The following is a 26,208-nucleotide window of genomic DNA, read 5'->3' on the forward strand; positions in this document are numbered from 1 at the left end:
CGCATCGGTTCGGTATCCAGCTCGGCCTATGGGAACAAGGGATATGACTGACATCGGTCTCGCGCACGCATCCGGGGTCACGGTGCACACCGTGCCCGCCGCCTTCCAGCAAACCGCCGCGTTGCGGCCCGACCAGATCGCCTTGCGCACGGTCGGTGGCACCCAGGAGATCACCTGGGCCGAGTATGCGACGAGGGTGCGTGCACTAACCGCGGGCTTGGCCAAGCTCGGCGTGCGACGCGGCGACACGGTCGGCATCATGCTCACCAACCGTCCCGAGTTCAACCTGATCGACACCGCGGTCCTGCACCTGGGCGCTGTCCCGTTCTCGGTGTACAACACCAGCTCCACCGACCAGATCGCGCACGTGTTCGCCAATGCGGGCAACAAGGTGGTCATCACCGAGCAGGCGTTCCTCGACACCCTGCGCGCGTCGGGTACTTCGGTCGAGCACACGGTCGTGGTCGACGGCACCGCCGAGGGCACCATCACCTTGGCTCAGCTCGAATCCGATCCGGAACCGGACTTCGATTTCGACGCGGCCTGGCAGGCGGTGCAGTCCGGCGATTTGGCCACCCTGATCTATACCTCCGGCACCACCGGCCCGTCCAAGGGCGTCGAGCTCACCCAGAGCAATGTGATCGCCCAGGTCGTCGGCCTGGTCTCGGGTCCGCTGCCGGTCGGCTTCGACGACCGCGCAGTGTCGTATCTGCCCGCCGCGCACGTCGCCGACCGCATCTCCGCGCACGCGATGAGCCTGCTCACCGGCATCCAGATCACCACCGTCACCGATCCGCGCGAGATCGCCGCCGCCCTGCCCGATGCCCGCCCGACGGTGTTCTTCGGCGTGCCGCGGGTGTGGCAGAAGATCAAGGCCGGGATCGAGAACAAACTCGCCGTCGAGCCGAGCCCGGTCAAGAAGGCGCTCGCGAACTGGGCGATCGGTGTCGGTGTCGCGCAGGCCCAAGCCAAGCTGGCCGGTGAGAGCTCACTGCTGCTCGGCGTACAGCACAGGATCGCCGACGCGCTGGTGCTGTCGAAGTTGCGCGAGGCGCTCGGATTCGCCGAACTCAAGGTCGCCGCGTCCGGTGCCGCGCCGGTGCCGCCGGAGACCCTCGAGTACTTCCTCGGCCTCGGCTTCGCCGTGAGCGAGGTGTGGGGAATGTCCGAGACCGCGGGCGTGGGCACCTTCACCGAGATCGACAAGCCGCGCCCCGGCTCGGTCGGACGCGTCATGGACGGTGTGGAGCTGCGTCTGGACGCCGACGGCGAGGTCCTCATCCGTGGCCCGATCATCACCCCCGGCTACCGCAACATGCCCGACAAGACCGCCGAGGCGATCGACGACGCGGGCTGGCTGCACACCGGCGACATCGGCACCCTCGACGCCGACGGCTATCTGCGCATCGTCGATCGCAAGAAGGAACTCATCATCAGCGAAGCGGGCAAGAACATCGCCCCTTCCAATATCGAGAACGCCATGAAGGCGGCCTCGTCGATGATCGGACAGGCCGTCGCGATCGGTGAGGCCCGCCCCTACATCACCGCCCTGATCATGCTCGATCCCGATGTCGCGGCGTTGCGCGCCAAGGACTTCGGCGCCACCGACGCCACCCACGCCGAGCTGGCCCGGCGCAAGGAGATCGTCGACGAGGTCAGGGAAGCAGTGCTGGCGGGCAACCGCAAACTCTCCCGGGTGGAGCAGATCAAGCGTTTCGTGATCGTGGAGAACCTGTGGGAGCCCGGCGGTGACGAGCTGACCCCGAAGATGTCGCTCAAGCGCACCCCGATCTCGAACAAGTACGCCGAGACCATCACCGAGCTCTACGCCGCGACCCCGCCCGAGCATGTCATCAACGTGAAGTAGTGACGAAAACAGCGGTGGCCCTGGAAGTCTCAGGGCCACCGCTGTTGTCTGTTGTCAGTTCTGTTCGTAGGTCCCGATCAGGGTGGCCCTGGCCAGGGTGTGGGAGAACAGGTTGAACCCGAGGTAGGCGGGGGTGGCGTCGGGTCCGACTTCCAGTTCGGCGACGTCGACGGCGTGCACGACCACGAAATACCGGTGCGGGCCATGGCCTTTGGGCGGTGCGGCACCGACGAAGCCGGGGAAACCGCCGTCATTGCGCAAACTCACCGCACCGGCGGGCAAGCTCCCGCCCTCGCTGCCGGCGCCGGCAGCGAGCGAGGTCACCGAGGCCGGGATATTCGCCACGGCCCAGTGCCAGAACCCGGACGCGGTCGGTGCGTCGGGGTCGTAGACCGTCACCGCGAAACTCTGGGTGTCCTCGGGAAATCCCGACCAGCTCAGCTGCGGCGAGATGTCCTTGCCGCCGGCGCCGAACACCCCCGAGACCTGATCGTCGGCCAAGGGCTGACCGTCGGTGATGTCGGCCGAAGTGACGGTGAACGACGGCACCGTCGGCAGCGCGTCATACGGGTTGTAGCTCATAAAGGACCTTTCCAGTCGAGGTCAGCTGTGCAGAAGGAAATGTTCCAGCACCCGGGTGCCGAATTCCAGTGATTGCACCGGAACTCGCTCGTCCACCCCGTGGAACAGGGCAGTGAAGTCCAGCTCGGGCGGCAGCTGCAGCGGCGCGAAGCCGAAGCAGCGGATTCCCAAGCGCGCGAACGCTTTCGCGTCGGTGCCGCCGGAGAGCATGTAGGGCACGGTGCGCCCGTCGGCATCGTGGGCCAGCACCGCGTCGTTCATGGCGTCGACGAGGTGGCCGTCGAAGGTGGTCTCGTAGGAGTCGAGCTTGGTGATCCATTCCCGCTCCACGTCGGGTCCGATCAGCTCGTCGACCTCGCGTTCGAACGCTGCCTGCCGTCCCGGTACCACCCGGCAGTCGACCACGGCTTCGGCGGTCTGCGGGATGACGTTGGCCTTGTATCCGGCCTGCAGCATCGTCGGATTCGCGGTGTCGCGCAGGGTGGCGCCGATGATGCGCGAAATGGTGCCCAGTTTGGCGAGCTGGCCTTCGATATCGGGTCCGTGCGGGTCGAATGCCAGCCCGCTCTCCTCGCTCACCGCGGCGAGGAATTCGGCCACCGAATCCGAGAGCACCACCGGGAAGGTGTGGCGGCCAAGGCGTGCGACCGCTTCGGCGAGGATGGTGACGGCGTTGTCCTCGTGCAGGAACGATCCGTGTCCGGCGCGGGCCTTGGCGCGCAACCGCATCCAACCCAGGCCCTTCTCCGCGGTCTCGACCAGGTAGAGCCTACGTTCGGTGCCGTCGGGGCGTGGCACGGTCAGGGAGAAACCGCCGACCTCACCGACGGCCTCGGTGACGCCGTCGAACAGGTCGGGCCGGTGCTCCACCAGCCATTGCGAGCCCCATTTGCCGCCGTTCTCCTCGTCGGCCAGGAACGCGAACACCAGATCCCGCGGCGGGATCGTGCCTTCGGCTTTGAACTGGCGGGCCAGGGCGAGCGTCATCCCGACCATGTCCTTCATATCGATCGCGCCGCGCCCCCAGACGTAACCGTCGCGCACCGCACCCGAGAACGGGTGCACGCTCCAGTCAGCGGCCTCGGCCGGCACCACGTCGAGGTGCCCGTGGATCATCAGCGCACCACGACTCGAATCGGCGCCTTTCAACCGTGCGAACACGTTTCCGCGTCCGGGCGCACCCGACTCGACGTATTCGGTCTCGTAGCCGACCTCGTGCAATTGTCGCGCCACCCACTCGGCGCACTCCTTCTCACCTTTGGTGGTGGACAGCTCGCCGGTGTTGGAGGTGTCGAACTGGATCAGCTTGCTGACCAGATCCACCACCTCGTCCTCCGCGCGGGACCGCCCGTTCGAACCAGAATTCTCGCCAGATGCCGACACGCCCCCTTTCCTACCACCATTCGCGCACCTCTCGCGCCACCTGCCCTGCTCGCGACGCTTGCGCCGCTGCTCGCCGCACAGACTCGGCGTGAGCGAAACTCCGCCGGATCCGCCTTCGCGGCCGCCATAGTCGAGGACGAATTCGCCTGCGTCTCCGTCGCGTGCTTGGCTGGCGCGGTGAGAGCGCAGATTGTTCGGGGCGGTGTCGGTCTGGTGGCAGCGGCGGCGACGCTGGCCGGGGCCGCGGGGGTGGCCTTGCATTTCACCCGGTGGCCCGCCGAACCACTGGTCCTGGCAGCGTCGGGGGCGCCCTATCTGATGGGCGGTGCGGTGCTCGGCGTCGTCGGTTTCGCCGCGACCAGGCAGTGGATCGCGACCGGTGTGGCGGTGGTGGTGGCGGGCGCGGGGATCGCGACCCAGGTGCCGCTGTATGTGGCCCAGACCGGTGGTGACGGGCATCCGATCGTGGCGATGCAGGCCAATCTGCTCTTCGACGGCGCCGATCCGGGCGCGCTCGTCGACCAGGTGCGCGCCCGTGACATCGCGATCCTCACCGTCAACGAGCTCACCCGCCCGGCCGTGGAGGCCCTGTCCGGGGCCGGCTTGGACCAGTTGCTGCCCCACCGCTACCTCGCTCCGGGGCAGACGGCCAGCGGTACCGGCATCTGGAGCCGATTCCCGTTGTCGGACACCGTCGAATATGACGGCTATGTCCTCAACCAGATCTCGGCGACCGCGACCGTCCCCGAGATCGGGCCGGTCGCGGTCTACGCCTTCCATCCCGTCCCGCCCGTCTACGACACCGGCGTCTGGGCCGACGAACTCGCCCGCCTCCACGAGATCTTGCACCGGTCCCCCACCGACCGCCCCGCGATCGTCGGCGGCGACTTCAACGCCACCTATGACCATGCCCGTTTCCGCGCCATGGCATCCGGGCGGTTCGCCGATGCCGCGGTCCAAGCGGGCGCGGGTCACCTGGTCACCTACCCGACCGACAAAGCCGTTCCACCGCTGGTGGGCATCGACCATTTCCTGCTCGCGAACGCGCGTGCCACCAGCGTCGAAACGGTCGCTCTTCCCGGCGCCGATCACCGAGCGCTGGTTGCCCGGATCGTCCTCACAGCTGACCGTTAGACACCGGTATTCGGCTGTCGCAGAGCACTTTTCCTCGCAACGGAGACGACCCCGGCGCACCGTGGTGGGTGCTCGGCGGGTCACTACTGGCGGTCGGCGCTGCGTTCGGCCAAGCGCACTCGCCACTGCTCCATCGCCTGGCGCAGTGCCGCGCCGACGATGGCGACGAACTCGGCGGATTGTTCGAAGCGGGCGCCGGCGGGAGTGTCGGGCCCGAGGATCTCGACTCCGCGCTGGGTCATGGCCGACAACGAGTTCTGCATCTGGACCGAGGTTGCGCAGCCAGATGTCGTCGTCGACGAGGTAGCGTTCGCGCCGTTGGCCGGGGACCAGTTCTCGTCGCAGCATGCCCTGCTGTTCGAGGAAGGCGACCGCGTTCGAGATCGAGGCGGGGCTCACGCGTAGTCGCGCGACCAACTCGGCGGCCGCGAGCGCCCCGGAGTCGGTGATCTGCAGGCAGGCCAGCACTCTGGCTTCCATCCGGGGCAGACCCTGTTCGATGAGCAGCGCGGTGAACGATTCGGTGAACTCGCTGACCGCGCGGGGGTCGCGCCCGTAGCCGGCGTCGGGAATCGGCGGCGTTGCGGGCGGGGTCTGTTTGTGGCGGCGGGCGCGTTGCTGGGTGGCTGCCTGCGCGCGTTCGGCGCGGCAGTCGTCGGGGCCGCCGTTGCGGGTGACCTCGCGCATGATCGTCGAGGCGGGTCGGTCCAGCGTCCGCCCGATCTCGGCGTAGCCGAGTCCTTGCGCGAGTCCGCGGCGATGCGCTGACGGTCCGCGTCGGTGAGTCTGCCTCCGGGCATCGCTGCTGGTCACCTCTCTGTCAACCGGTCCGACGGCGCACTCGGCGCGGTCCTCGTCGACGGCGCGTTCCCCTACGACTGGCTCGACGAGGCCATGGAGCTGCGCATTCGCACACTGTTCAAGCGTTTGAGCTGGGTGCTGCCGTTGGCTCGCCCGACCGGTCTGGCGCCCCGGTTGACCGCCCAGCAGCAGGCCGACAGCAATATCGAACTCGGCAAGCTCTCCAGCGTCGCCGCACTCGGCCCGGTACTCGACGCCATCACCGCACCGGTGCGCTACGTGGTCGCCTCGGGAACCTCGTTCGGCAGCCGCGGCGACGAGCAGGAGAAGATCCGTGCCGACCTCGACGCGGTGCTCGACCGCAACTCCGATATTCGCATCAGCGCCAAGGTCGCCAGCAACCACGGCGCGATCCTGCGCAAGGACTTCGGTGCCATCGCCGACGCGGTCCGCGAGATCGAGGCCATCGCCTCGACGACCCGCTGACTCAGAACCCGAGGGGCGAATCATCATCTCCGTCACCCTCACATGACCCGCGAGGTCACCGGAACGCACCCCGGCGCGTGATGAGATATCCACTCGCGCAACCACTGCCGTGTCACAGGGCCCGTGACACCGCTACGGTGGCGTGGCGGGTGATCCGCGATCGACGACAGCGCCCTTATCCGGCGAGCATCACCTGTACCCGCGTCGCCATCACCTGACCCACCGCACGCAACGGTTCGGCCGAACGCAGTGCGCGTCCCAGGATGAACGCCCCTTCCAGTGCCGACAGCATCGCCACGATCAGCTCGCGCGCCGCGACTTCCTCGACCCCGCGGTTGACGAAATACCTCGCGCCCTGGTCGATCCAGTCCCCCATCACCTCGGCGACGACTTCTCGCAAGGCCGGTTCACTGTCGGCGATCTCCCCCGCGACGGTGCCGACCGGACACATGTTTCTCCACCCGGACTCCTCGAGCCTGGTCGCGGCGTCCTCGAACGCGGCGGGCACCCCCACCCGCGGATCCGCGTGGGCATCCATCTGCAGGATCAGCAGCTGGATGTAGGCCGCGCCGGTGCTGCGCAACGCCTCGGCCGCGATCTGCACTTTGCCGCGCGGGAAGTGGTGGTAGAGCGACCCCATCGGCGCCTCGGCGGCGGCGGTGATCTGTTTGACGGTGATCGCGCTGTAGCCGTGTGCGCGCATCAGTTCGGCGACCGCGGTCACCAGGCGTTCGCGGGTACTCGTCGGCATCTGCTCGCTCACGCCACCAGATTAGAGCTAACACGCTAGAGCGAATGCTCTGATACGGGCCGGTGGGCCGGTCCAGCATCGAGGGTGCGGAGGCGTCCTCGATGCCGACCGTGGCTACCTCACGCACCACCCGAGCGTGACCCACATCACAGACTGGTGTTGTCAGGGTTTCGGCGGCTGTCTCGTTCAGACACCACGCGAACCAGTTAGGAGCCACTCATGAAGCACCGTATCGTCGTCCTCGGGGCCGGTTACGCCGGAGCATTCTCCGCCGGACTGCTGGCCCGCCGACTCCATTCCGACGACTTCGCGATCACCGTCGTCAACGCCGACCCCGATTTCGCCGAGCGATTGCGCAATCATCAGCTCGCCGCCGGGCAGGATCTGCCCCGACGGCCGCTGGCGGATGTGTTCGCGGGCACCGGGATCCGGCTGCGCGTCGCGCGGGTGACCGGTCTCGACGTCGAGCACCGCACTGTCACTCTCACCGGCAGCGAAGGCATCGACAAGCTCGAATACGACACCCTGCTCTACTCGCTCGGCAGTACCGCCGACATCCACAGCACCGCCGGCGTCGCCGAGCACGCCTTCCATGTGGCCTCACGCCCGGCTGCGCTGCGGTTGCGCGCCCGTCTGGACGAGCTGGGCGCGAAGGCGAAGGTCGTGGTGGTGGGCGGGAACCTGACCGCGATCGAGACCGCCACCGAGATCGCCGAATCCCACCCCGAGCTGGCGGTCGGTCTCGTCACCCGTGGCGAGCTCGGCGGTTGGCTGGGCGGCAAGGCCCGCGCCCACCTGCTGGCCGCCTTCGACCGGCTCGGCATCACGGTCGAGCAGAACACCACCATCGTGCGGGTCGAGGCCGCGGGTGCGGTGGCCGCCGACGGCACCGTTTTCGACGCTGCTGCGACGGTGTGGGCCGCCGGTTTCGCCGTGGAGCCGATCGCTGTGGCCAGCGCTCTGGTGGTGGAGCCCAACGGGCAGATCACGGTCGATCGGCAGATGCGCTCGGTCTCGCACCCCGATGTCTACGTCGCCGGTGACAGCGCTTTCGTCATCGGCGACAACGGGTTGCCGTTGCCGATGTCGTGCGCTTCCGCGGGATTCACCAGCATGCAGGCCGCCGCCACGATCGTCGGGGATCTGACCGGGCGCAAGATCTCGACGACCTCGCTGTCGTATGTGGGCAACCACATCAGCCTCGGCCGCGAGGACGCGATCTTCCAGGTGGTCGACGGTGACGCGCGCTCGAAGTCGTGGGCCCTGCGTGGCCGCACGGCCGCCCGCCTCAAAGCCGCGATCCTCGGGGTCAACCCGTGGAGCCTGAGCCACCCGACCTTCGGCATGCCGAGTCGGCGATACCGCGCGAACACCGATCGGCCCCACGTCGTGGTTCCGACCTAGAGTCGTGCTCATGGACACTGCCACCGTGGCGCGTTTCGAGGCCAGCCGTCACCGGCTGGCCTCGATCGCCTACCGTCTGCTCGGCTCGGCCGCCGACGCCGAGGACACGGTCCAGGACGCGTTCCTGCGCTGGCAGGCCGCCGATCGCGACTACGTCGAGGTGCCGGAGGCGTGGCTGACCAAAATCGTCACCAACCTGGCACTGGACCGGCTCCGGTCGGCGAAGACGCGCCACGAGCGCGCGGTCGGCACCTGGATGCCCGAACCGCTGCTCGACGGTGACCCGATGCTCGGCCCGGCCGACACCGTCGAGCAGCGCGAATCGGTGACCCTGGCGGTGCTGACGCTCATGGAACGGCTCTCACCGACCGAGCGCGCGGTGTACGTGCTGCACGAGGCCTTCGCGTACCGGCATGCCGAGATCGCCGAGATCCTCGACCTCACCGTCTCCGCGAGTCAGCAACACCTCCACCGTGCCCGGGGGCGAATCACCGTCGCGCGCATCGGCGCCGACCTCGATCACAGTGCCGCGCGGCGCGTCGTCGAAGCGTTCGTCGACGCTGCCGCCTCGGGTCGCACCGATCGGCTGATCGCGCTACTGACCGACGACGCGACCGGGATCTCCGACGGTGTCGGGGGTCTGGCCACCACGCTGATCCGGTACGCGAGCCCGCAGCGCCTCGCCGGCGCGGTACGGGCCGGGTTCGCACCGACCGAAGCCAAACGCCGCCTCGTCGGTGGCTCACCCTCGATCCATGCCGTCGTGGTCAACGGCTGCCCGGCCGTGCTGGTCAGCCTCGGCGATCGAGTCCTCGGCGTCGCGATCCTGGAGATGCGCGCGGACAAGATCGCGAGCATGCGTAGCATCGCCGCACCGCACCGACTCGGCCGCATCACCGACGCCTGGGTGCGCAGCGAACATGACGCCCCGCTGGTCGAATCGTGGTGATCGGCCGGGTCGGTCTCAGCGACGTGCCGCGACGCCGACCGACAACGCCGCCAGGGCTTTCGGGGCGCCCGGCTGGTAGAACCGGTCGAGTTCGGTGATCTCGAAGCCCGCGTCGATGATCAGGCCCGCGATGTCGCGGTTGAGGTGACAGCCGCCGGCGATCTTCTGCTGGATCGGGTCGAGTCGGTGCTGCCAGACCTGCACCGACTCCTCCGGCGCGAGTCCGTGTTCGACGAAGTGCAGGGTGCCGCCGGGTCGCAGTACCCGGCGGATCTCGGCGAGTGCGGTCGCGACATCGGGGATGGTGCACAGGGTGAAGGTGGACAGCGCGGTGTCGAAACCGGCGTCGGGAAACGGCAGCGACTGACCGTCCAGACCGGCGCGTTCGATCGGAATCGCGCTCGCCGCAACACGTTTGGCGGCGATGTTCCACGCGGCCTGCGCGGGCTCGACCCCGGCGACCCGCTCCACCGCGGCGGGATAGAACCCGATGTTGTTGCCCGACCCGAAGCCCACTTCGAGCACGGTGCCGTGTAATCCGGCGCAGGTTCGCTCACGCAGCGGCCCGTTCTGGGCGACGCCGCAGACTTTGTCGACGAGGTGCGGGAGGATCCGGTCGGTGTAGAAGCCCATCCTTCGATCATCCTCCCGCTGCCACCGGCGGTCGAGCTTCAGCCGAGTCGTCGGTGGAAGACTTCTGTGCTCGCGCCCGAGGCGGGGTCGACGGTGAGCACTGTCAGGTTCACCGAGTCCGCGGTCAGGTCCATGACCATGAACCCCAGTTCGTGCTGGGTCTCGAACAGCGCGCTGTGCCCACCGGTCGTCAGATGCGGCTGACCGCCCGAGGTCTTGCCCGCCGCGCCCGACACGATCTGGCGGGTGCCCTTCGTCGCCGGCGTCGGTTCGAGCACCTGCAGGGTGTGGTCGTGGCCCGAGAGCAGAAACGACACCTTGCCCAGCACATGGTCTTCGAAGAACCGTTTGGCGTGGACGCCGTTGATCGGCTCCACCGGCAGACCCTCGTAATTGCCCGCGTCACCGTGCGGGCCGTTGCTGATGTAGGCCTGGTGGGTGCAGGCGATCTTCCATTGCGCGGTGGACTCGGCGAGCGCGGTGTCGAGCCAGGCGCGCTGCTCGTTCATGTACGGCCCGTCGACGGCCCAGTACGGGTCGAGGAACGGCGGGATGTAGGCCGCGAGGGGATTGATGTCGAGCACGAAGAACTCCACGACCGGGTTCTGTTCGGGCACGCGCACCGAGTAGTAGCGGCTCGGCATCCACCAGCGCGACGACTTCGCGTGGTAGGCCACCTCGAAGTTGCCGCGCGCCAACCAGCCGCCGTCACCGGGGAACACCGAGCTGGTGTCGTGGTTGCCGAGCACCATGGCCCACGGAAAGTCCAGTCCCGCATTGGGATTCTCGAATTTCGTGGCGAACTGTTCGTCGTCGGGGCCGTTGGGTCCGGTGTCGTAGATGTTGTCGCCCAGCCCCACCGCGAGCGAGAACGGGCGGCGTGCGTGGAATTCTCGTGCCGCGTCGGCCACCGCCCACTGGGTGCGGGTGCCGGTGCCCGCGTCACCGGTGACCAGCACCCGGACGCTGCGGTCGGCCTTGGGCGCGAACTTGGGCACCTCGGCGGGCACCGCCGCCGCGGGCGTGAGCCCGACCAGCGACAATCCCGCGACGACACCGGCGGCGCCTGCCAGCACTTCACGACGGCCGATTCCGGACGAGAACTGATCGTGCATGGTCACCTTCTGGGTTGTGGCTCTATTGGACAACTGACCTGATCGAAGCACAGTGACATGATCGCGATGCCGCCGCAGCCTAACGGGCACACCGGCGCAGCGATCGTCAGCCTCGTGCGCATGTCGACGACGCGGAGCCAGGCCTAGACCGCGCACATCGATTGGATGACACCGCGCACGATCGGCGCGCCGTAGTCGGTCGGCGCGAACACCAGTTTCTGCACGATCGACAGCGGCGTGGTGACGGTGTCGGCGACTCCGGCGAACCCGGCGACGGTGGTGCCCGCCGAGAACAGCAGGCTGGTGATGTCGAGGGTCAGGGTCGCGAGGTCGAAGGCGTTCTCGACCTGGACCTGCGCCAACGGCACCGTGTCGAGGGCCGTGCCTGCGGCGAGGTCGGCACCGAGGTTGGCCAGGAAGGTCAGCGGACCCAGATCCAGGGCCTCGACCAGCGGGCCCAGGTCGTCGGCGCGACGCATCAACATCACTTCGGCCACCCGGTTGCTCGCCAGGAATTCCTGCAGTGCGTCGGCGGCCTCGTGCATCGCGACGCGGTCCACAGCTACGGCTCCACTGTCGAGGAAGTCCCGTGTGCGCTCCACGACCGCGGCCAGGGTCAGTTCGGCGACGGGTGTGCAGGTGCCGTCGGCGTTCATGACCAGCGCGGCCAGGTCCTCGATCGGTTGGGGTACGTGCACGGGCTCGATGACGGGTTCGCTGAGTTCGAGCGGCGGGTACACATTCGGCGCCACACAGCCCGCGTCGATCGAGTTCTGCACCGCGCGCGCGAGCGCCTTGGTCCCGGTGAACATCGCACCGACCACCGGCTCGAGGAATATTCCGACGGTGGGCACCATGCCCGCGACGAGTTTGGCCGGGATCTTGACGATGCCGGTCGCCAAAATGAATACCTCGATGGCGTCGTTGACGCTCAGCTGCGAGACCGACATCGTCTCGTCGATGCGCCCGGTGCGCACCGCGTCCAGGCCGTTCACCAGGTAGGTCACGATCGGATCGTCGAGTTCGGACGGTCGCGTGCCGACCTGCTCGGGGCGCATGGGCAGCCCGTCGCGATGCACCCGCAGCGCGGCGATCCCGGCCCGGAAATCGGCGACCTGGCGGTCGTAGGCGAGCAACTGCGCGGGCCCGACGGTGCCGCGCAGCACCGATGCCGCGGCGGTCACCACATCGTCGAAAGTCGGTGCGCCACTGACACACAGGGTCTCGCCGTCACTGATCGGCGTCGCGGCCAGCGTCTGGGAAGCCTCCGCCTGTGCGGTGCCGGGTGCGAGCGCCATGCCCGTCACAAGGGCCAGTGCGGTGAGTGAACCGACGCAAGATAGGGCGTGGCGGGGCAGGGGTATTCGCATGCGCGGTGATCTCCGACCAAGGGGGCGACAGGGTGAATCGTGCGATCCGAACCTATTGCCGCTCGGTTTCCGAAACAGTCCCGTTCGCATGAACACTTGCCCAACTTGGACACACGTTCAGTTTACGTCGAGTAACTCAGATGTTCCCTGACGTCGCCGGCCTGCGCCGCTCGATCCGATCCTCGAGCAGGTCCGCCAAGTCGCTGACGACCACGTCGGCCCCGGCAGCCCACAACGCCGCCGCTCCGATCCCCCGGTCGACCCCGATCACCCGGAATCCGCCCCGACGCCCCGCCTCGACCCCCGACACCGCGTCCTCGATCACCACCGTGCGCACCGGGTCCACCCCCAAAACATGTGCGGCCGTGAGGAACATGTCCGGCGCCGGTTTGCCCGCGAGATGTTCGTCCTGAGCCACGACACCGTCGACGATCACCGCGAACCTGTCCAGCAGCCCCGCGGTCCCCAACACCAGCACCGCGTTGCGCGAGCTCGACACCACCGCCATCGGGATACCGGCCGCGGCGAGCGCGTCGAGAAGACGCAACGACCCGTCGAACACCTCGACGCCGTCGCTGCCGATGATCTCGGTGAAGCGAATGTTCTTGCGGTTGCCCAGCCCGTACACGGTCTGGGCGTCGGGCGGATCCTGCGATGTCCCGTCCGGCACTGTCACACCACGGGAGCCGAGCACCGACCGCACCCCGGCCGCGCGCGCCTTGCCGTCCACCAGCGCGAAGTAGTCGGCGTCGGTGTAGGGAGCCGCGTCGGGGGCGACCCTGGGCAAGAACTCGGTGAACAGCGCCGACCACGCCCGCCGATGCACCGCCGCGGTGTCGGTGAGCACGCCGTCGAGATCGAACAGCACTGCCTGCGCGTCGAAGACGCCCGTCATGAGGCCACGACCTCGACCACGACACCGGGTTGCAGTGTCACCGGCTTGCCCCACACGGTGATCTGCGCGGCGGGCCCCTCGCCGACCAGCTCGAACCGCGCGTCCCGGTTCCCGAGGTCGGCGCGCACCGTGCGCCCGCGCCAATGCACCGAGAACCGCAATCGTTGCCACGATGTCGGCAGCGTGGGCGCGAAACGCAACCCGTCGGCGGTGGCCCGGAAGCCGCCGAAACCGTGCGTGGCGACCTGCCAGCTGCCTGCCGCGGACGCGATGTGAATTCCCTCTTCGGTATTGCCCTGGTTGTCGTCGAGGTCGACGAACGCCGAGCGCCCGAAATACCGTTCCGCGGTGCGGGAATCGCCCACCTGTAAGCCCACGATGGCATGGATCGACGGGCTCAGCGAGGACTTGTGCAGCGTGCGCTGCTCATAGAACTCGTAGTTCAGCCGCCGGGTTTCCAGCGAGTATTCGTCGGGCAGCATGTGCAGCAGCATCACCACATCGGGCTGTTTGAGCAGTGAGGTGGTCTCACAGTCGAAAGGGGTGTAGCCGAGCGGATATCGCGGCATATCGTTGTCGTCCCACTCGACAATGGGCACGACCGTGCGCTCGAAATAGCCGTCGAACTGTTCGATGACCCCGCAGTCGGGATCGGTCGGTGCCCGCAGCCGGTCCGCGGCGGCGAGCCACTGCGCCGGTTCGCCCTCATCGAGCCCGATCGAGGCCATGAGCTCGCCCAGCTGTTCGGGCCGTTCTCGCGACATCCGTGCGAAGACCGCCGCCGCCTGCTGTAGGTGCCAGTGCACCAGCTTGTTGGTGAAGGCGTTGTTGTCGACGTGGGAGTGGAACTCGTCCGGTCCCATCACCGTCCGGATCACCAGCCGATCGCCCTCCTCGGCGCACCGCTGCACCCAGAAACGGGCTGTCTCGAACAGGATCTCGGCGCCCTCACCGAACAGATAGTCGTCGTCGCCGGTGACGGTGGCATAGCGCACGATCGCGTAGGCCACATCGGCGGTGATGTGGAGTTCCTCTTCGCGGGTGTAGAAACGGTCCTTGCCGTCGGGGGTGTACTGCGGACATTCCTCACGCCCCGTGTCGGCCGATTCCCACGCGAAGCGCGCGCCGCCGGTTCCGTTCTCGGCGGCCACTTCCCGCGCGCCGGGCAGGGTGTGGTGGCGGTAGCCCAGCAGCGCGCGGGCGGCACGCGGCTGGGTGAACAGGAAGAACGGCAGCAACATCACCTCGGTGTCCCAGAAGACATGGCCCCGATAGCCTTCGCCGGACAGCGCTTTCGCCCCGATGCTCACGGTCGGGTCGTCGGGGTCGGCGGCGATGAGCAGGTGATAGATCGCGAATCGCAGCGCCTGGGTGACCCGATCGTTGCCGAGCACTTCACAATCGGCGACGGCCCATACCTGATCCCACGCCGCCCGGTTCGCCGCCGCGGCGGCATCGTAGGAGCTCGTCCGCGCGAGGGTGGCCATCGCGCGCTCTCGCGGCGTGTTCTGTGCCCGGTAGTCGCGGCTGGTGGCGATCCCGACCAGTTTGTCGACCCGCACGGATTCGCCTGCGGCGGTGTCGAATTCCCATTCCATCTCGACGGCGTCGTGTCGGGCCCGTCGCCGATGCCGCCGACCGGTCGCCGCGCAGGTGAAGGCATAGGCCAGATCGACCCCGCTGTCGATGGTGCGGCTCTCGACGATGCCGATCTCCCCGTCGAATCCCGCACCGACCGAGGCCAGGTGGGTGGACTTGGCCCACTTGTCCCACTTGCGTTCATGGCCGAACGTGGCCTGCTCGCGATAGGTCGGCAACCGTTCGAGATTGCGCCGGTTGGCATCGATACCGGTTCGCACCGTCACCGTTGCCCGCTGATCCAGACAGCTCACTTCGATCCGCAGACAGCACAGGTCGCGATCGGCGGTACTGGCGAACCGTTGGGTCCGCAGCCGGACCCGCGCACCGTCCGTCAGCGCGAACACGGTGTCGCGGTGCAGAACCCCGTGGCGCAGATCCAGTTCGCGACGGTGCTCGATGACGCGAGCCGACTCGGTGTCCAGGCGAACGCCGTCGACGAAGACCTCGCTGTCGAGCCAATCCGGCGCGTTCACCAGATCGATGACCGGCGAGTCGTAGGCGTCGTAGACACCGGCGAGGAAGGTGCCGGGCAACGCCCCGGTGTGGCGCTCTTCGAGCGACCCGCGGGTGCCGAGGCGCCCGTTGCCGACGGTGAAGATCGACTCGAAGTAATTGGCGCGCGCGGGGTTCCAGCCGTCCTCGACCACCGACCAGTTCGCCGGGGTGGGTCGGGCCGGTGCTCGCCGCGCGCCGTCGGGACCGAGAAGATACATCGCGCTGCCTTCCTCGTCGGGCGGGTGGGCTCAGGCGCCGGCGGTGGGGCGTTCGTAGCCGGTGGCTTCGTCCATGTCCTCGAGGGTCATCCCCTTGGTCTCGGGCACGAACTTGGCGACGAAACCCAGCGAGAGCAACGCGAACACCGCGTACATCCCGTAGGCGAACCCGAGCGAGAAGGTCTTCAAGCTGGGGAAGGAGACGGTGATCGCCCAGTTCGCCGCCCACTGACCCGCCGCGGCCAGCGACAGTGCGGCGCCGCGGATCCGGTTGGGGAACATCTCACCGAGCAGCACCCACACCACCGGGCCCCAGCTCATGCCGAAGAAGACGACGAAAAGGTTGGCCGCGACCAGTGCGATCGGACCGAGCGCTCCGTCGAGGTGCGGTTCCAGCACGCCCTCGGCGTCGGGCACCTGATCGGCGCTGCCGAAGCAGATCGCCATCGTGGCCAGCGTGACGGTCATGCCGATCGAGCCGGTCAGCAGCAGTGGTCTGCGCCCGACCTTGTCGATGAGCAGGATCGCGACCACGGTGGTGGCGATGTTGACCACCGAGGTGAACACGCTGATCGCAAACGACTGGGATTCCTCGAAGCCGACGGCCTCCCACAGCACGTTCGAGTAGTAGAAGATCACGTTGATGCCCACCGCCTGCTGGAACACCGACAGCATCAAACCCACCCAGACGACCGGGTAGAGCCCGCCCGTGGGACGGCGCAGGTCCTTCCAGGACGGCTTGGTGTCGCTGCGCAGGCTCTCCTCGATGCGGCCGATCGTGACCTCGAGGTTCTTCTCGCCGAACAGCATCGACAGCACCCGCCGCGCCTCGGGGATCTTGTGGGTGGCCACCAGATAGCGCGGCGATTCCGGAATCGTGGAGGCCAGCACCCCGTAGACCACGGCGGGCACCACCATGGACAAGAACATCCACCGCCACGCTTCCAGCCCCAACCACAGCGTCTCGCTCGCACCGCCCGCGAGGTGGGCCAGCACGAAGTCCACCAGCAGCGCCAAGAAGATACCGAGCACGATGGCGAGCTGCTGCAGGGATCCGAGCCTGCCGCGGATGCGCGCGGGTGAGGTCTCGGCGATGTAGGCCGGGGCGATCACCGAGGCCACGCCCACACCGACACCGCCGATCACGCGGCCGATGACCAGGATCCAGACGTTGGGCGCGAAAGCGGTGACCACCGCGCTGACGAAGAACAGGACCGCGGCGATCTTCATCACCTTGAGCCTGCCGATGCGGTCGGCGATCCGGCCCGCGGTCATCGCACCGGCGGCGGCGCCGAGCAGCGCGGAGGCCACAGCGAAGCCGAGAACGGCGTCGGCGACATCGAATTCGGATTGGATCGCCGAGACCGCGCCGTTGATCACGGCACTGTCGAAGCCGAACAGCAATCCACCCAGCGCCGCGACGGAGGCGATCCGGATCACGCGGCTGCTCGACGATGCGTCGCCGTCGGGAGGAACGGGCTGGGCGGTGAAGGCGCCTCCATCGTGCATCGGCTTCATCCTCTCCACGGCGGGCATCATTGCCTCGCGAGTAGCAGCGTGAATCAGCTCACAGTGTGCCCCGAATGCGGTGCCAACTGCAGGAACGCACGATATCGAGCCCATATCGCCGTGTTGCCGTCGTGGGGCTTCGCTCCGGCGGGCACCGCGTGTTCATCTGAGCGACACGCACACCCTTTAGCGTCGCAGGGATGACCGATGTCGAGATTCGCCCGATCCCCCGTGATGTCAGCGAGATCGCCGATCTCGCGACCGTCGTGAACCTGACCGACACCACCGGATTCACCGTCGACGACAGCGACGACGACGATCCGATCCTGCTCACCGAACCCGGCGGGCTGCGCGTGGACACCTGGCGCGAGGGCTACCCCTACGACGAGCGGCTCTCCCGCCTGGAATACGACCTCGACAAGCGGTTGCTGCAGATCGAATTGTTGAAGTTGCAGAACTGGGTCAAGGCGACCGGTCGCCGCGTGGTGATCGTGTTCGAGGGTCGTGACGCCGCGGGCAAGGGCGGCACCATCAAACGGTTCATGGAGCACCTCAATCCGCGCGGGGCCAGGGTGGTGGCCTTGGAGAAGCCCTCCGTGCGCGAATCGACCCAGTGGTATTTCCAGCGCTATGTCGAGCACCTGCCCGCAGCGGGCGAGATCGTGCTGTTCGACCGTTCCTGGTACAACCGTGCCGGTGTCGAACGGGTGATGGGTTTCTGCACGCCCGAACAACATCGACGGTTCCTCGCGCAGGTACCGCTGTTCGAGCGGATGCTCGTCGACGACGGCATCGACCTGGTCAAGTTCTGGTTCTCGGTGTCCCCGCTCGAACAGCGCACCCGCTTCGCCATCCGCCAGGTCGACCCGGTGCGGCACTGGAAGCTCTCGCCGATGGACCTGGCCTCCCTCGACAAGTGGGATGCCTACACCGCGGCCAAGGAAGAGAACTTCGAACACACCGACACCGACCACGCGCCGTGGATCGTGGTCAAGAGCAACGACAAGAAGCGCGCCAGGCTCAACGCGATGCGGCATGTGCTGAGCGGGTTCGACTACGACAACAAGGATTTCGAGATCGTCGGCACCGCCGACCCACTGATCGTGGGCCGCGGGCGCGACGTCATCGGTTCCTGAACGTTCTAGCGGCTCAAGGCAACGCGGTGCGCTTGCAGCATCAGCGCGCCGAGTTCGTCGCGTTCGGACTCGTCGAGGACCTCGAAGCAGGGTGCGATCAGTTCGTCGGTCAACTTCTCCGCGGCCTCCCAGCGCACCCGCACATCGTCGGTGACCGTCTCGAATGGTTCGGCCCAGCCCAGAAATTTCGCGTGGCCGGGTCCGTCGGCGATCGGTGATCCCGCGACCAGGATCGCCTGCAGCGGGGTGAGCCCGTTGGCCAGCACCGCGACCAGGTGCAGGCCGCCGCGCAGTTCGCGCAGCACGTGCGTGAGCTGCGAGACCGCGGCCCGTCCGTCCGCCGGTACCGGCATCGCCCGCCACCCGGCGAACAACGGCACCCCGGTGCAGGGCGCGGCGTCGACTACGCGTCGCAGCAACTCGGCGAGCCGGTCGGAGTGTTCGAAGTCGGCGAGTTTGCGCTGTCCGAAGTCGCGACAGGCGTGCATGTAGCCCTGCGCGGCGTCGGCGGCGGGCATCGGCACCGATTCCCACGCCGCCCGCACCACCGCGGGTTCGAAGAATCCGAACGCCGCGGTCACGACGTCGGCGTCGACATCGCCGAGGACCCCGCCCCGTCCGCGGGTGTAGGCGCCGTGGAACCCGGCCACTCCGGTCGCCTTTCCGAACACCCTGGCCTCGCGCGAGATCATGAATGCCCCACCGAGTTCGAGCACCTGCTGTTTGACCGCTGCCGACGTCATCGTCTGCCACCTTCCGCTGTTGTCCACTCCAGGCAGACTTTAGCTCCCAATAGTCAGATGCGACAGTCCCTTCGCCGACACCACGACCCGAATCCCGTCGACCGCGGTCATCGACCCGCCCTACCCTGGAACCCATGACCAACCAGCTCGCCGCGATCCTGTCCGGCGCGGGTGTCTCCACCGACAGCGGAATCCCGGACTACCGGGGCCCGGCCGGCCTGTGGCAGCGCGACCCCGACGCCCAGAAGCTGGTCACCTACGACTACTACATGGCCGATCCCGACATCCGCCGCCGATCCTGGCTGATGCGCGGCGAACACCCCGCCTGGCGCGCACGGCCCAATCCCGCGCACGAGGCAGTCACCGCGCTGGCCGCGACCGGCACAGCGGTGCGCGTGATCACCCAGAACGTCGACGGGCTACACCAGCTCGCCGGCCTGCCCGACCGCGCAGTCCTCGAATTGCACGGCAACGCCCGCACCGTGCTGTGTACGTCCTGCGATGACCGCACCACCACCGAGCAGGCCCTCGACCGCATCGCCGCGGGCGAACCCGACCCGGCCTGTCTGCGCTGCGGCGGCATCCTCAAAACCGCGACGGTCATGTTCGGCCAGGCCCTCGACCCCGAGGTGCTCGGGCACGCCATGGCGATCGCCCAGGCCTGCACCGTTTTCATCGCAGTGGGCACCAGCCTGCAGGTCCAGCCCGCCGCGTCGCTGGCCGGTGTCGCCGCCGAACACGGCGCCCGCCTGATCATCGTCAACGCCGAACCCACCCCCTACGACGACCTCGCCGACGAGATCATCCGCGAACCCATCGGCACCGCCCTGCCCGCCGTGCTGGCGACGCTGGCCGAGCACCGCTAGGCCCACCCGCGCCCCAGCGCTGTACGCCGACACCACTTAGGCTCGGGTGCATGACCGTCGACACCGGCATCAACAGCCGGAAGGTGTGGCTCACAGTCGAATTCGTCGCCCTGTTCTTCGGCCTCACCGGGTTGTACGCGGTGCTGCTGCGCGGTGTCGGCCCGTTGCCGTTCCTGCTGGTGATCACCGTCGGCATCGTGATCTACCTGCGCCGCACCGGCTTCGACCGCCAGTGTTTCTGGCGAGCCGACGCGCTGCGGCCCGCTCTGCCCGGCATCCTCGCGCTCTGGGCGGTCTCGGCTGTCGCCCTCGCTGCCGCGGTAGCCCTGCTGCGCCCCGACTTCCTGTTCGATCTGCCCCGCGAACGTCCGCTGATCTGGGTGTTGGTCCTGGTGTTCTACCCACTGGTCAGCGTCTATCCGCAGGAACTGCTCTTTCGCGCGTTCCTCTTCCACCGCTACGCCCCGGTCTTCGGCGACGGTCCGCGCATGATCGCCGCCAGCGCTACCGCGTTCGGTGTCGCCCATTTCGTCGTCGGCAACTGGATCTCGGTGCTGTTGAGCGCCGCGGCGGGTGTTCTGTTCGCGATCCGGTACCAGCGAACCCGCTCGCTGCTCACCACCTCGGTCGAACACGCCCTCTACGGCATCCTGGTGTTCACGGTCGGCTTGGGCGACTTCTTCTATCACGGCGCCGCGGTCTCGTAGTCGTTGAACCATCGGTGCGGTGGCTTCGTATCACTGAGACAGGCCGAGCCCGCGGCCGCCATGCGATGACGGAGACCGGATGCGAGTGCTGTTCGTGGCCATGCCGTTGATCGGGCATCTCTTCCCGATGATGCCGTTGGCACAGCAGTTATGCGAGCGTGGGCACGAGGTCATGGTGGCTACCGGCGGCGATGCCGCCGCGGTGGTGCGCGCACAGCTGCCGGTGGCCGATGTCGCCCCGCCGATCGACTATCTGCGTGCCGCGGTGCGCGGGCTGGGTAGCCATCCGGTGCTGGCGTGGCGCTCGGGCAAGGGGATGGCGGACGCGCGCGGCGGTGCCCACGTTTTCGCCGTCACCAATCGGCCGATGATCGAGCCGCTGCTGCGTGCGGCCAGCGAGTTCGGGCCGGACGTGATCGTGCACGAGCCGTTCGCCTCGGCGGCGGCGATCGCCGCCGATCGGCTCGGGGTCCCCACGGTTCTGCACAACATCGCCCTCGACAACGGCACCTTCATCCGCCGTGAACTGCTGCGCCTGCTCACCGACACCGCTCTGCCCGCACCGGTGACCACCTTGTCGATCGCTCCGCCCAGCATCGTCCGGGTCGAGGGCCGCCCGCTGCGCTACACCCCGTACTCCACCCCTGGTGCGGCCACACCCGCGTTCCTGCGCGAACCGTCGACTCGTCGGCGCATTCTCGTCACCCGTTCGACCATGCTCGGGGATGGTCCGGACACGATGCTGCGTGCGATCGTGCGCGCGGCCCCCTACGTCGATGCCGACATCGTCATCGTGCGGCCCGATCGAAAGACGGTGCGCACCAATACACTTCCCGCGAACATCCACACGACCGGCTGGATCGCCCTGCACGAAGCCCTGCCCCACTGCACGGCCATGGTAAACCACGCGGGTGCAGGCTCGGTCTATGCCGCCCTGCACGCGGGCGTGCCCCAGATCGCCACTCCCGCCCCCGGGGATCGCGCCTGGAACGCCCTCGCGGTGCAGCGACGCGGCGCCGGACTTTCGGTGCCTGCCCGCTCGATCACCGCCGACCATCTCAATACCCTGATAGAGGATCCCGACCTGGCGTGCAACGCTGGTGAGGTCGCCGCCGAGATCGCCGCGATGCCCGACGTCAGCGAGATCGCCGACGAGCTGACACAGTTGGTCACACCGACCCATTGAGCTACGGGGCTTGGACCAGCGTCAGCTTCGACTTCTTCCGTACGGTGAAACCCAAGGTCTCGTACAAGCTGATCGCCGAGGTGTTGTGCGCGACCGCATGCAGAAACGGCGTCTCACCCCGCGCCCGAATTCCCGCCCCGACCGCCCGAATCAACCGCGACGCGAACCCACGCCCCCGGAATTCGGCGTCGGTGCACACCGCGCTGATCTCAGTCCATCCCGGCGGATGCAGCCGCTCGCCCGCCATCGCCACCAACCGACCCTGAACCCGCAACCCCAGATAGGTGCCCATCTCGATGGTGCGCGGCGCGTAGGGTCCCGGTTCGGTCCGCGCGATCAGCTCCAATATCTCGGGAACATCAGCGGCAGTCAGTATTTCGAGCTCGGGATCGGCGGCGACCCGCAGTCCCGCACCTTCCATCTGCACCGAGTCGAACTCGGCGAGCACCGTCCACTCCGGCGGCAGAACATGTCCCAACCCGCGGAGCCCAGTACTACCACCCGACCCGAGCACAGTCCCCAGATCAGCCCAGTCCTGCGCGTCCAGGACTGCCGGATGCCCGACGAACCGTGCCACCTCCGGCTCATACTGCCCGATCCGCCCCGTCCAGTGCGCGAACCGACTGTGCTCCCCCCGCAACGAGGCCCGCACCGGATCATCCAGCGGATGTACCGCGATCTCGACGTCGACCGTCACCACACCCTCCTAGCCACCGAGCCCGACCTCGAAACGTTAGCCGAACACACAATCACCGGTCACCGGTTGCACTCAGCACGATTCCGACCCCTGCGACTACGACAGCGAACTCTGGATGTCTTGTTCGAGCAGATAGTGATTCACGGCCACCGCAGCTCGGGATCCCGCGGCCGCGGCGTGGATCAGTTGCGCAGGAGAATCGACGACATTGCCCGCCGCCCAGACGCCCGGCACGCTGGTGCGGCCCGTGGCATCGACCGCCACCCGGCCATCCTCACCGACCGTGCACCCCAGCTGCGTCAGCAACTCGTCACGCGGGCTGAAACACGGCCCAACGAAGACCGCTGTGCGTGTAATGACTTGTCCCGATGCGATTTCCACGCCGTGCAGGTGCCCGTCACGCACAACAACTCGCGCGACATCTCCCTCGACGACTCGAATCCCACGCGCGGCCAGGCGGCGACGCTCATCACCGGACAGGTCGATCTCGCGCGGGAAGAAGGTGACATCGTCGGACCATTGACGCACTAGAGAGGCTTGGTGCACGGAGAACGCCCTGTTGGCGCCGCCCAGTACGGCAAGTGGTTGATCTCGCACCTCATATCCGTGGCAGTACGGGCAGTGCAGGACCCCTTTGCCCCATTGTTCGCGAACTCCCGGGATCGCAGGCAGTTCATCGCGTAGACCGGTCGCCACGACAACGGACCGCGCCGTAATGACCTGTCCGGCCTCGGTTTCGACCGCGAAGCCCGTGTCTGCCTCTGCTATGTCAACAACTCGACCACTCAGCAACTGTGCGCCGTATCGAAGCACTTCGGTCGTGCCGACCGCCAGCAACTCCGCCGGCGTCGCGCCGTCGCGGGTCAAGAACCCATGTGTGGTCTCGGCAGCCATGTTTCGAGGTGCACCGGAGTCGATGACCACTACCCGGCGACGAGATCGGGCCAGAACCAGCGCTGCGCCGAGACCTGCTGTGCCCCCGCCGATCACCACTACGTCGTGATGCATGGATCCCCCTCGTACCAGCTCGCCCCACAGGGCAGTGTCGCCATCCGGGGTACGCTCCTGAACGTACCGAATTGTTAACTAGTTTACAAAAAGGGCGCTGATGGACGAGCGATCACTGCGAGACCGAACATGCGATCTCTGGCGCGACCGAAATCCCGAACTCGACACCTCCGCGATGGTGGTGGTGGCCCAGGTCAAGCGCATCTCCACTCTGCTCGACCGAGCAGTGGAGGACATCTACGCCGAGGCCGACATCACCGCCGCCGAGGTCGGGCTCCTGGTTCCCTTGCGCTATGCCGACCCACCGCTCACCGCGATCCGACTGGCAGAACATCTCGGAATGTCGCGAGCCGGCGTCGGCAAAACACTCACCAAACTCGAGCGCCGTGCCCTGATCACCCGCGCCCAGAATCCGACCGATCGACGATCAACCTTGATCCACCTCACCACGGCCGGAATCAACCTGATCGACGAGGTCTTCCCCCGCGAAATCGAGGCCCACACACAACTCCTGGCAGACCTGAATCACGAACGCCCAGCAGTGCTACAGGGCTTGGACCGCCTCGCGCGAAGCCTTGAGGCTCGAAGCGACTGCTGAGCCCAAGCGCTGTCAGGCCGCCACGCCAACGCGCTGGCACAACTCCCGCACGTCCTTCGTCATCCCGACCGGTGGGCGCTTCGACAGCTCGAGCAACAGATCCTTCGCGAACCCGTTGAAGCCGATCGTCTCCGGTGCGGTGCGGTGCGCTTTGTCCAACAGTGCCAGCACAGCGGCACCCTCGTCGCGCTGGCCGTAGGCGCGGGCGACCTCGATCAGATGACGCGATCTGCGTGGAACCGACACGATCGTGTCCTCGTCGAGCGCACGCGCAGCCCGCAGCGCTTCACCGGATCGACGCAGATCCACGCCGAGGGTGACCGCGTTCGCGCCCTGCACGGCCTGCCCGAAGCTGGTCTGGATATGGCGGTAGTCCGGGCCCAACTGTTGCGCCCAGCGGTCGGCACGGTCCCATGCGGCCCACGCATCACCGTGTCGGCCGCGGCGAGCCTGCACCAGGGCCGCCTCCGCCTGCAACGCACCGGTGATGCCCCGCCAATCGTCGGGGGTGTCATCGCGATCTAGATAGGGGGCAAGGATTTCGGTGCCCGATTCGATCAGGTCGAGCGCCGCATCCCACCGGCCCGAGTCTCGTAGCGCTTGCACCATCGACCACGAGGACGCGGCGACCAGGTACGGGTCGTCGGCTTCGTATGCCTGCTCCAATGCTCGGTCAGCGACCATCCATACCAACGAACTGTCGCGCTGATAGGCCACGAAAAAGTCCACCAATTGGTAGACACCAGCCAGGACTCGACGCGCCTGCCGTCGGCCGGAGCCTGGTGCGCGCGCAGCCTCCTGGGCAATCGCGAATCAGGCTCGGCAGGATGGCGCCGAGCTGCGTGCGATGATCTGGGCTGGCGTGCCGGACCTCCCACGCCAGGCGTAACCGCTCGGCAAGGTGCGCGACGTTGTGTGCGCGGCCGGGCAACGGCCGGCGAAAGTCTGTGAGTGCGGCTTGCACGTCGCCGAGGGACTTGTGCCTCGCCCCTGCGTAGAGATTCACCGAGACAGCGTGACCGTTGCCTGTCAGCTCAGCGAGGTCAGCCAGCCCGAGGGCGTCAGCGATAGCCAACACCATCGGCAGCTTCGGCGGTTGCAGCACCCCGTTCTCGATCTGCTTCACCCAGTCGGACGACCGGTTGATCCGGTCGCCGAGCACAGGGCGACTGATCCCCGCGCGCTCACGGTGGCGTTTGATGCGCAGCCCGATGGGTGCCTGATCTTCCAATTTCCGTACCCCTTCGCGGCGGGCCTGGAAAAGCAACGCGTTCAGTCTAGGTCGGATAGGGGGCGAAATCCTCCCCCTACGGCTTCTCGGCCGACCTTAACGTTGCGGCACATCAACCGCCGAGCCACTAGCAAGTCCGCTCGACATTCCCGCCGTGAAGGGAAACACCAATGACCACACTTGAATCCAGAATCCTCGCCGCACTTGCGCCGGGCGGCATGCTCACGATCACGACGATCGCCCGCAACGTCAAGTCAACGAAGTGGGCAACCATCCGAGCAGCTACCGCGTTGCAGCGCAAGGACTTCGCGTTCAAGAATCGTCGCGACGAATGGCAGGTCACCATTGCAGGCAGGAAGGCGACTACACGATGAACGCTCTCCTTCTCTGTGGCCGTGACCCTGGTCCGCTGACTGTCGAACAACCTCATCGGGCGATGCAAGTCCATCTGGAATGCGCGGTCGATACCTGCCGTAGTCGGCGCCGCGCCAGAAACACGTTGGTGGAACAGAACCGGATGGTCCTCGACGAACGCGCACAGCAGGCAGGGGGCTCGTGATGAGCGAGGATCACCTGACCCACTGCCAGGACTGGATTTTGACCAGCCTGTGCCGGTTCTCCCCGACCACACCGATCACCACACCTGACCTGGCCTCGAAGTTGAGCCACTCGGTAGTCCGCACCGAGGTCTACCTGGAACAGTTGGTCGAAATGGGATTAGTTCGTGTGCAACATGTTTCGGGTGAACCGGCGTGGCGGCAGTCCAGCGAGGGCCTCACGATCGGCACCGTCGTCTGAGTACA

At 67.4% G+C, this 26,208-nt stretch carries 27 protein-coding genes and 1 pseudogene; 12 read left to right on the plus strand and 16 right to left on the minus strand.

Going from position 1 to position 26,208, the window contains the following annotated elements; all coding sequences use genetic code 11:
• Window positions 1–43: 43 nt before the first annotated feature.
• Window positions 44–1,867, plus strand: a complete 1,824-nt coding sequence (locus QX204_RS14855; protein WP_301907433.1) for an AMP-dependent synthetase/ligase — start codon at window positions 44–46, stop codon at window positions 1,865–1,867.
• 54 nt (window positions 1,868–1,921) lie between these two features.
• On the opposite strand, the gene QX204_RS14860 is transcribed toward QX204_RS14855, so the two are convergent.
• Both QX204_RS14860 and QX204_RS14865 read right to left on the minus strand, forming a co-directional pair.
• Entirely contained in the window at window positions 1,922–2,449 is a 528-nt protein-coding gene (locus QX204_RS14860) for a YbhB/YbcL family Raf kinase inhibitor-like protein (protein WP_301907435.1), read from the minus strand.
• Window positions 2,450–2,470: 21 nt separating this feature from the next.
• The gene (locus QX204_RS14865) at window positions 2,471–3,832 is read right to left on the minus strand and encodes a M20/M25/M40 family metallo-hydrolase (RefSeq protein WP_301908002.1); all 1,362 of its coding nucleotides are present in this window, start codon (window positions 3,830–3,832) and stop codon (window positions 2,471–2,473) included.
• 177 nt (window positions 3,833–4,009) lie between these two features.
• On the opposite strand from QX204_RS14865, the gene QX204_RS14870 reads away from it, so the two are divergent.
• Window positions 4,010–4,966 carry an endonuclease/exonuclease/phosphatase family protein gene (locus tag QX204_RS14870; RefSeq protein WP_301908003.1) on the plus strand — a complete coding sequence of 319 codons (957 nt, stop codon included), beginning with the start codon at window positions 4,010–4,012 and terminating at the stop codon, window positions 4,964–4,966.
• 83 nt (window positions 4,967–5,049) lie between these two features.
• On the opposite strand, the gene QX204_RS14875 is transcribed toward QX204_RS14870, so the two are convergent.
• Window positions 5,050–5,229, minus strand: a complete 180-nt coding sequence (locus QX204_RS14875) for a hypothetical protein (RefSeq protein ID WP_301908244.1) — start codon at window positions 5,227–5,229, stop codon at window positions 5,050–5,052.
• A gap of 106 nt (window positions 5,230–5,335) precedes the next feature.
• A pseudogene (locus QX204_RS14880) lies at window positions 5,336–5,779 on the minus strand (helix-turn-helix domain-containing protein); the annotation flags it as partial.
• On the opposite strand from QX204_RS14880, the gene QX204_RS14885 reads away from it, so the two are divergent.
• A complete protein-coding gene (locus QX204_RS14885; protein ID WP_301907437.1) occupies window positions 5,747–6,253 on the plus strand; it encodes a hypothetical protein in 507 nt (168 codons plus the stop codon). The pseudogene QX204_RS14880 and the gene QX204_RS14885 overlap by 33 nt on opposite strands.
• Before the next feature lie 175 nt (window positions 6,254–6,428).
• Here QX204_RS14885 and QX204_RS14890 read toward each other — a convergent pair whose 3' ends face one another.
• Complete coding sequence (locus tag QX204_RS14890) at window positions 6,429–7,016, minus strand: TetR/AcrR family transcriptional regulator (protein WP_301907438.1); 588 nt, start codon at window positions 7,014–7,016, stop codon at window positions 6,429–6,431.
• Between the two features lie 207 nt (window positions 7,017–7,223).
• Here QX204_RS14890 and QX204_RS14895 point away from each other — a divergent pair, with 207 nt between their 5' ends.
• Together QX204_RS14895 and QX204_RS14900 are read left to right on the plus strand one after the other, a co-directional pair.
• Window positions 7,224–8,408 carry an NAD(P)/FAD-dependent oxidoreductase gene (locus QX204_RS14895; RefSeq protein ID WP_301907439.1) on the plus strand — a complete coding sequence of 395 codons (1,185 nt, stop codon included), beginning with the start codon at window positions 7,224–7,226 and terminating at the stop codon, window positions 8,406–8,408.
• 10 nt (window positions 8,409–8,418) lie between these two features.
• Window positions 8,419–9,357: a sigma-70 family RNA polymerase sigma factor gene (locus QX204_RS14900; RefSeq protein ID WP_301907440.1), complete on the plus strand. Its 939-nt coding sequence runs from the start codon at window positions 8,419–8,421 to the stop codon at window positions 9,355–9,357.
• A 15-nt stretch (window positions 9,358–9,372) separates the two neighbouring features.
• Here QX204_RS14900 and QX204_RS14905 read toward each other — a convergent pair whose 3' ends face one another.
• The 6 genes from QX204_RS14905 to QX204_RS14930 form a co-directional block, all read right to left on the minus strand.
• Window positions 9,373–9,990, minus strand: a complete 618-nt coding sequence (locus tag QX204_RS14905; RefSeq protein ID WP_301907442.1) for a class I SAM-dependent methyltransferase — start codon at window positions 9,988–9,990, stop codon at window positions 9,373–9,375.
• A 38-nt stretch (window positions 9,991–10,028) separates the two neighbouring features.
• Window positions 10,029–11,105: a metallophosphoesterase gene (locus QX204_RS14910; RefSeq protein WP_301907443.1), complete on the minus strand. Its 1,077-nt coding sequence runs from the start codon at window positions 11,103–11,105 to the stop codon at window positions 10,029–10,031.
• A 143-nt stretch (window positions 11,106–11,248) separates the two neighbouring features.
• A complete protein-coding gene (locus QX204_RS14915; protein ID WP_301907444.1) occupies window positions 11,249–12,403 on the minus strand; it encodes a hypothetical protein in 1,155 nt (384 codons plus the stop codon).
• A gap of 208 nt (window positions 12,404–12,611) precedes the next feature.
• Window positions 12,612–13,370 (minus strand): HAD family hydrolase, encoded by a 759-nt coding sequence (locus QX204_RS14920; RefSeq protein WP_301907445.1) that lies wholly within the window; start codon window positions 13,368–13,370, stop codon window positions 12,612–12,614.
• Window positions 13,367–15,724, minus strand: coding sequence for a glycoside hydrolase family 65 protein (locus QX204_RS14925; protein WP_301907447.1), 2,358 nt, complete (start codon window positions 15,722–15,724; stop codon window positions 13,367–13,369). The genes QX204_RS14920 and QX204_RS14925 overlap by 4 nt, the downstream gene beginning before the upstream one ends.
• A gap of 30 nt (window positions 15,725–15,754) precedes the next feature.
• A complete protein-coding gene (locus QX204_RS14930; RefSeq protein WP_301907448.1) occupies window positions 15,755–17,233 on the minus strand; it encodes a sugar porter family MFS transporter in 1,479 nt (492 codons plus the stop codon).
• A 200-nt stretch (window positions 17,234–17,433) separates the two neighbouring features.
• Between QX204_RS14930 and ppk2 the strand changes: the two genes are divergently transcribed.
• Window positions 17,434–18,369: a polyphosphate kinase 2 gene (gene ppk2, locus QX204_RS14935; protein ID WP_301907450.1), complete on the plus strand. Its 936-nt coding sequence runs from the start codon at window positions 17,434–17,436 to the stop codon at window positions 18,367–18,369.
• Window positions 18,370–18,374: 5 nt separating this feature from the next.
• On the opposite strand, the gene QX204_RS14940 is transcribed toward ppk2, so the two are convergent.
• Window positions 18,375–19,112 (minus strand): SCO6745 family protein, encoded by a 738-nt coding sequence (locus tag QX204_RS14940; protein WP_301907451.1) that lies wholly within the window; start codon window positions 19,110–19,112, stop codon window positions 18,375–18,377.
• A gap of 134 nt (window positions 19,113–19,246) precedes the next feature.
• On the opposite strand from QX204_RS14940, the gene QX204_RS14945 reads away from it, so the two are divergent.
• The 3 genes from QX204_RS14945 (at window position 19,247) to QX204_RS14955 (ending at window position 21,871) form a co-directional block, all read left to right on the plus strand.
• A complete protein-coding gene (locus QX204_RS14945; RefSeq protein WP_301907452.1) occupies window positions 19,247–19,978 on the plus strand; it encodes an SIR2 family NAD-dependent protein deacylase in 732 nt (243 codons plus the stop codon).
• A 50-nt stretch (window positions 19,979–20,028) separates the two neighbouring features.
• Window positions 20,029–20,685, plus strand: coding sequence for a CPBP family intramembrane glutamic endopeptidase (locus tag QX204_RS14950; RefSeq protein ID WP_301907453.1), 657 nt, complete (start codon window positions 20,029–20,031; stop codon window positions 20,683–20,685).
• Between the two features lie 79 nt (window positions 20,686–20,764).
• Entirely contained in the window at window positions 20,765–21,871 is a 1,107-nt protein-coding gene (locus QX204_RS14955; protein WP_301907454.1) for a glycosyltransferase, read from the plus strand.
• 1 nt (window position 21,872) lies between these two features.
• Here QX204_RS14955 and QX204_RS14960 read toward each other — a convergent pair whose 3' ends face one another.
• Window positions 21,873–22,568 carry a GNAT family N-acetyltransferase gene (locus QX204_RS14960; protein ID WP_301907455.1) on the minus strand — a complete coding sequence of 232 codons (696 nt, stop codon included), beginning with the start codon at window positions 22,566–22,568 and terminating at the stop codon, window positions 21,873–21,875.
• A gap of 96 nt (window positions 22,569–22,664) precedes the next feature.
• Window positions 22,665–23,576: an NAD(P)/FAD-dependent oxidoreductase gene (locus QX204_RS14965; protein WP_301907456.1), complete on the minus strand. Its 912-nt coding sequence runs from the start codon at window positions 23,574–23,576 to the stop codon at window positions 22,665–22,667.
• Between the two features lie 100 nt (window positions 23,577–23,676).
• Between QX204_RS14965 and QX204_RS14970 the strand changes: the two genes are divergently transcribed.
• Window positions 23,677–24,174, plus strand: coding sequence for a MarR family winged helix-turn-helix transcriptional regulator (locus QX204_RS14970; protein WP_301907457.1), 498 nt, complete (start codon window positions 23,677–23,679; stop codon window positions 24,172–24,174).
• A gap of 12 nt (window positions 24,175–24,186) precedes the next feature.
• Here the strand turns inward: QX204_RS14970 and QX204_RS14975 are convergent, their stop codons facing one another.
• Window positions 24,187–24,858, minus strand: a complete 672-nt coding sequence (locus QX204_RS14975) for a hypothetical protein (RefSeq protein WP_301907459.1) — start codon at window positions 24,856–24,858, stop codon at window positions 24,187–24,189.
• Complete coding sequence (locus QX204_RS14980; protein WP_301907461.1) at window positions 24,848–25,441, minus strand: helix-turn-helix domain-containing protein; 594 nt, start codon at window positions 25,439–25,441, stop codon at window positions 24,848–24,850. Before QX204_RS14980 ends, QX204_RS14975 begins: the two co-directional genes overlap by 11 nt.
• A gap of 134 nt (window positions 25,442–25,575) precedes the next feature.
• Between QX204_RS14980 and QX204_RS14985 the strand changes: the two genes are divergently transcribed.
• Together QX204_RS14985 and QX204_RS14990 are read left to right on the plus strand one after the other, a co-directional pair.
• On the plus strand, window positions 25,576–25,779 hold the full coding sequence (locus QX204_RS14985) for a hypothetical protein (RefSeq protein ID WP_301907462.1): 204 nt from the start codon (window positions 25,576–25,578) through the stop codon (window positions 25,777–25,779).
• Between the two features lie 184 nt (window positions 25,780–25,963).
• Window positions 25,964–26,203: a hypothetical protein gene (locus QX204_RS14990; protein WP_301907464.1), complete on the plus strand. Its 240-nt coding sequence runs from the start codon at window positions 25,964–25,966 to the stop codon at window positions 26,201–26,203.
• Window positions 26,204–26,208 lie beyond the last annotated feature (5 nt).

It is taken from the genome of Nocardia sp. PE-7 (genome assembly GCF_030486425.1).
GTDB lineage: Bacteria > Actinomycetota > Actinomycetes > Mycobacteriales > Mycobacteriaceae > Nocardia > Nocardia salmonicida_A.

Coding starts and splice junctions, on each gene's coding strand:
- QX204_RS14855 (WP_301907433.1), top strand. CDS start 44: ATGACTGACATCGGTCTCGCGCACGCATCCGGGGTCACGGTGCACACC.
- QX204_RS14860 (WP_301907435.1), bottom strand. CDS start 2,449: ATGAGCTACAACCCGTATGACGCGCTGCCGACGGTGCCGTCGTTCACC.
- QX204_RS14875 (WP_301908244.1), bottom strand. CDS start 5,229: ATGCAGAACTCGTTGTCGGCCATGACCCAGCGCGGAGTCGAGATCCTC.
- QX204_RS14895 (WP_301907439.1), top strand. CDS start 7,224: ATGAAGCACCGTATCGTCGTCCTCGGGGCCGGTTACGCCGGAGCATTC.
- QX204_RS14900 (WP_301907440.1), top strand. CDS start 8,419: ATGGACACTGCCACCGTGGCGCGTTTCGAGGCCAGCCGTCACCGGCTG.
- QX204_RS14905 (WP_301907442.1), bottom strand. CDS start 9,990: ATGGGCTTCTACACCGACCGGATCCTCCCGCACCTCGTCGACAAAGTC.
- QX204_RS14910 (WP_301907443.1), bottom strand. CDS start 11,105: ATGCACGATCAGTTCTCGTCCGGAATCGGCCGTCGTGAAGTGCTGGCA.
- QX204_RS14915 (WP_301907444.1), bottom strand. CDS start 12,403: ATGGCGCTCGCACCCGGCACCGCACAGGCGGAGGCTTCCCAGACGCTG.
- QX204_RS14920 (WP_301907445.1), bottom strand. CDS start 13,370: ATGACGGGCGTCTTCGACGCGCAGGCAGTGCTGTTCGATCTCGACGGC.
- QX204_RS14925 (WP_301907447.1), bottom strand. CDS start 15,724: ATGTATCTTCTCGGTCCCGACGGCGCGCGGCGAGCACCGGCCCGACCC.
- QX204_RS14930 (WP_301907448.1), bottom strand. CDS start 17,233: ATGCACGATGGAGGCGCCTTCACCGCCCAGCCCGTTCCTCCCGACGGC.
- ppk2 (WP_301907450.1), top strand. CDS start 17,434: ATGACCGATGTCGAGATTCGCCCGATCCCCCGTGATGTCAGCGAGATC.
- QX204_RS14940 (WP_301907451.1), bottom strand. CDS start 19,112: ATGACGTCGGCAGCGGTCAAACAGCAGGTGCTCGAACTCGGTGGGGCA.
- QX204_RS14945 (WP_301907452.1), top strand. CDS start 19,247: ATGACCAACCAGCTCGCCGCGATCCTGTCCGGCGCGGGTGTCTCCACC.
- QX204_RS14950 (WP_301907453.1), top strand. CDS start 20,029: ATGACCGTCGACACCGGCATCAACAGCCGGAAGGTGTGGCTCACAGTC.
- QX204_RS14955 (WP_301907454.1), top strand. CDS start 20,765: ATGCGAGTGCTGTTCGTGGCCATGCCGTTGATCGGGCATCTCTTCCCG.
- QX204_RS14965 (WP_301907456.1), bottom strand. CDS start 23,576: ATGCATCACGACGTAGTGGTGATCGGCGGGGGCACAGCAGGTCTCGGC.
- QX204_RS14970 (WP_301907457.1), top strand. CDS start 23,677: ATGGACGAGCGATCACTGCGAGACCGAACATGCGATCTCTGGCGCGAC.
- QX204_RS14975 (WP_301907459.1), bottom strand. CDS start 24,858: ATGGTCGCTGACCGAGCATTGGAGCAGGCATACGAAGCCGACGACCCG.
- QX204_RS14985 (WP_301907462.1), top strand. CDS start 25,576: ATGACCACACTTGAATCCAGAATCCTCGCCGCACTTGCGCCGGGCGGC.
- QX204_RS14990 (WP_301907464.1), top strand. CDS start 25,964: ATGAGCGAGGATCACCTGACCCACTGCCAGGACTGGATTTTGACCAGC.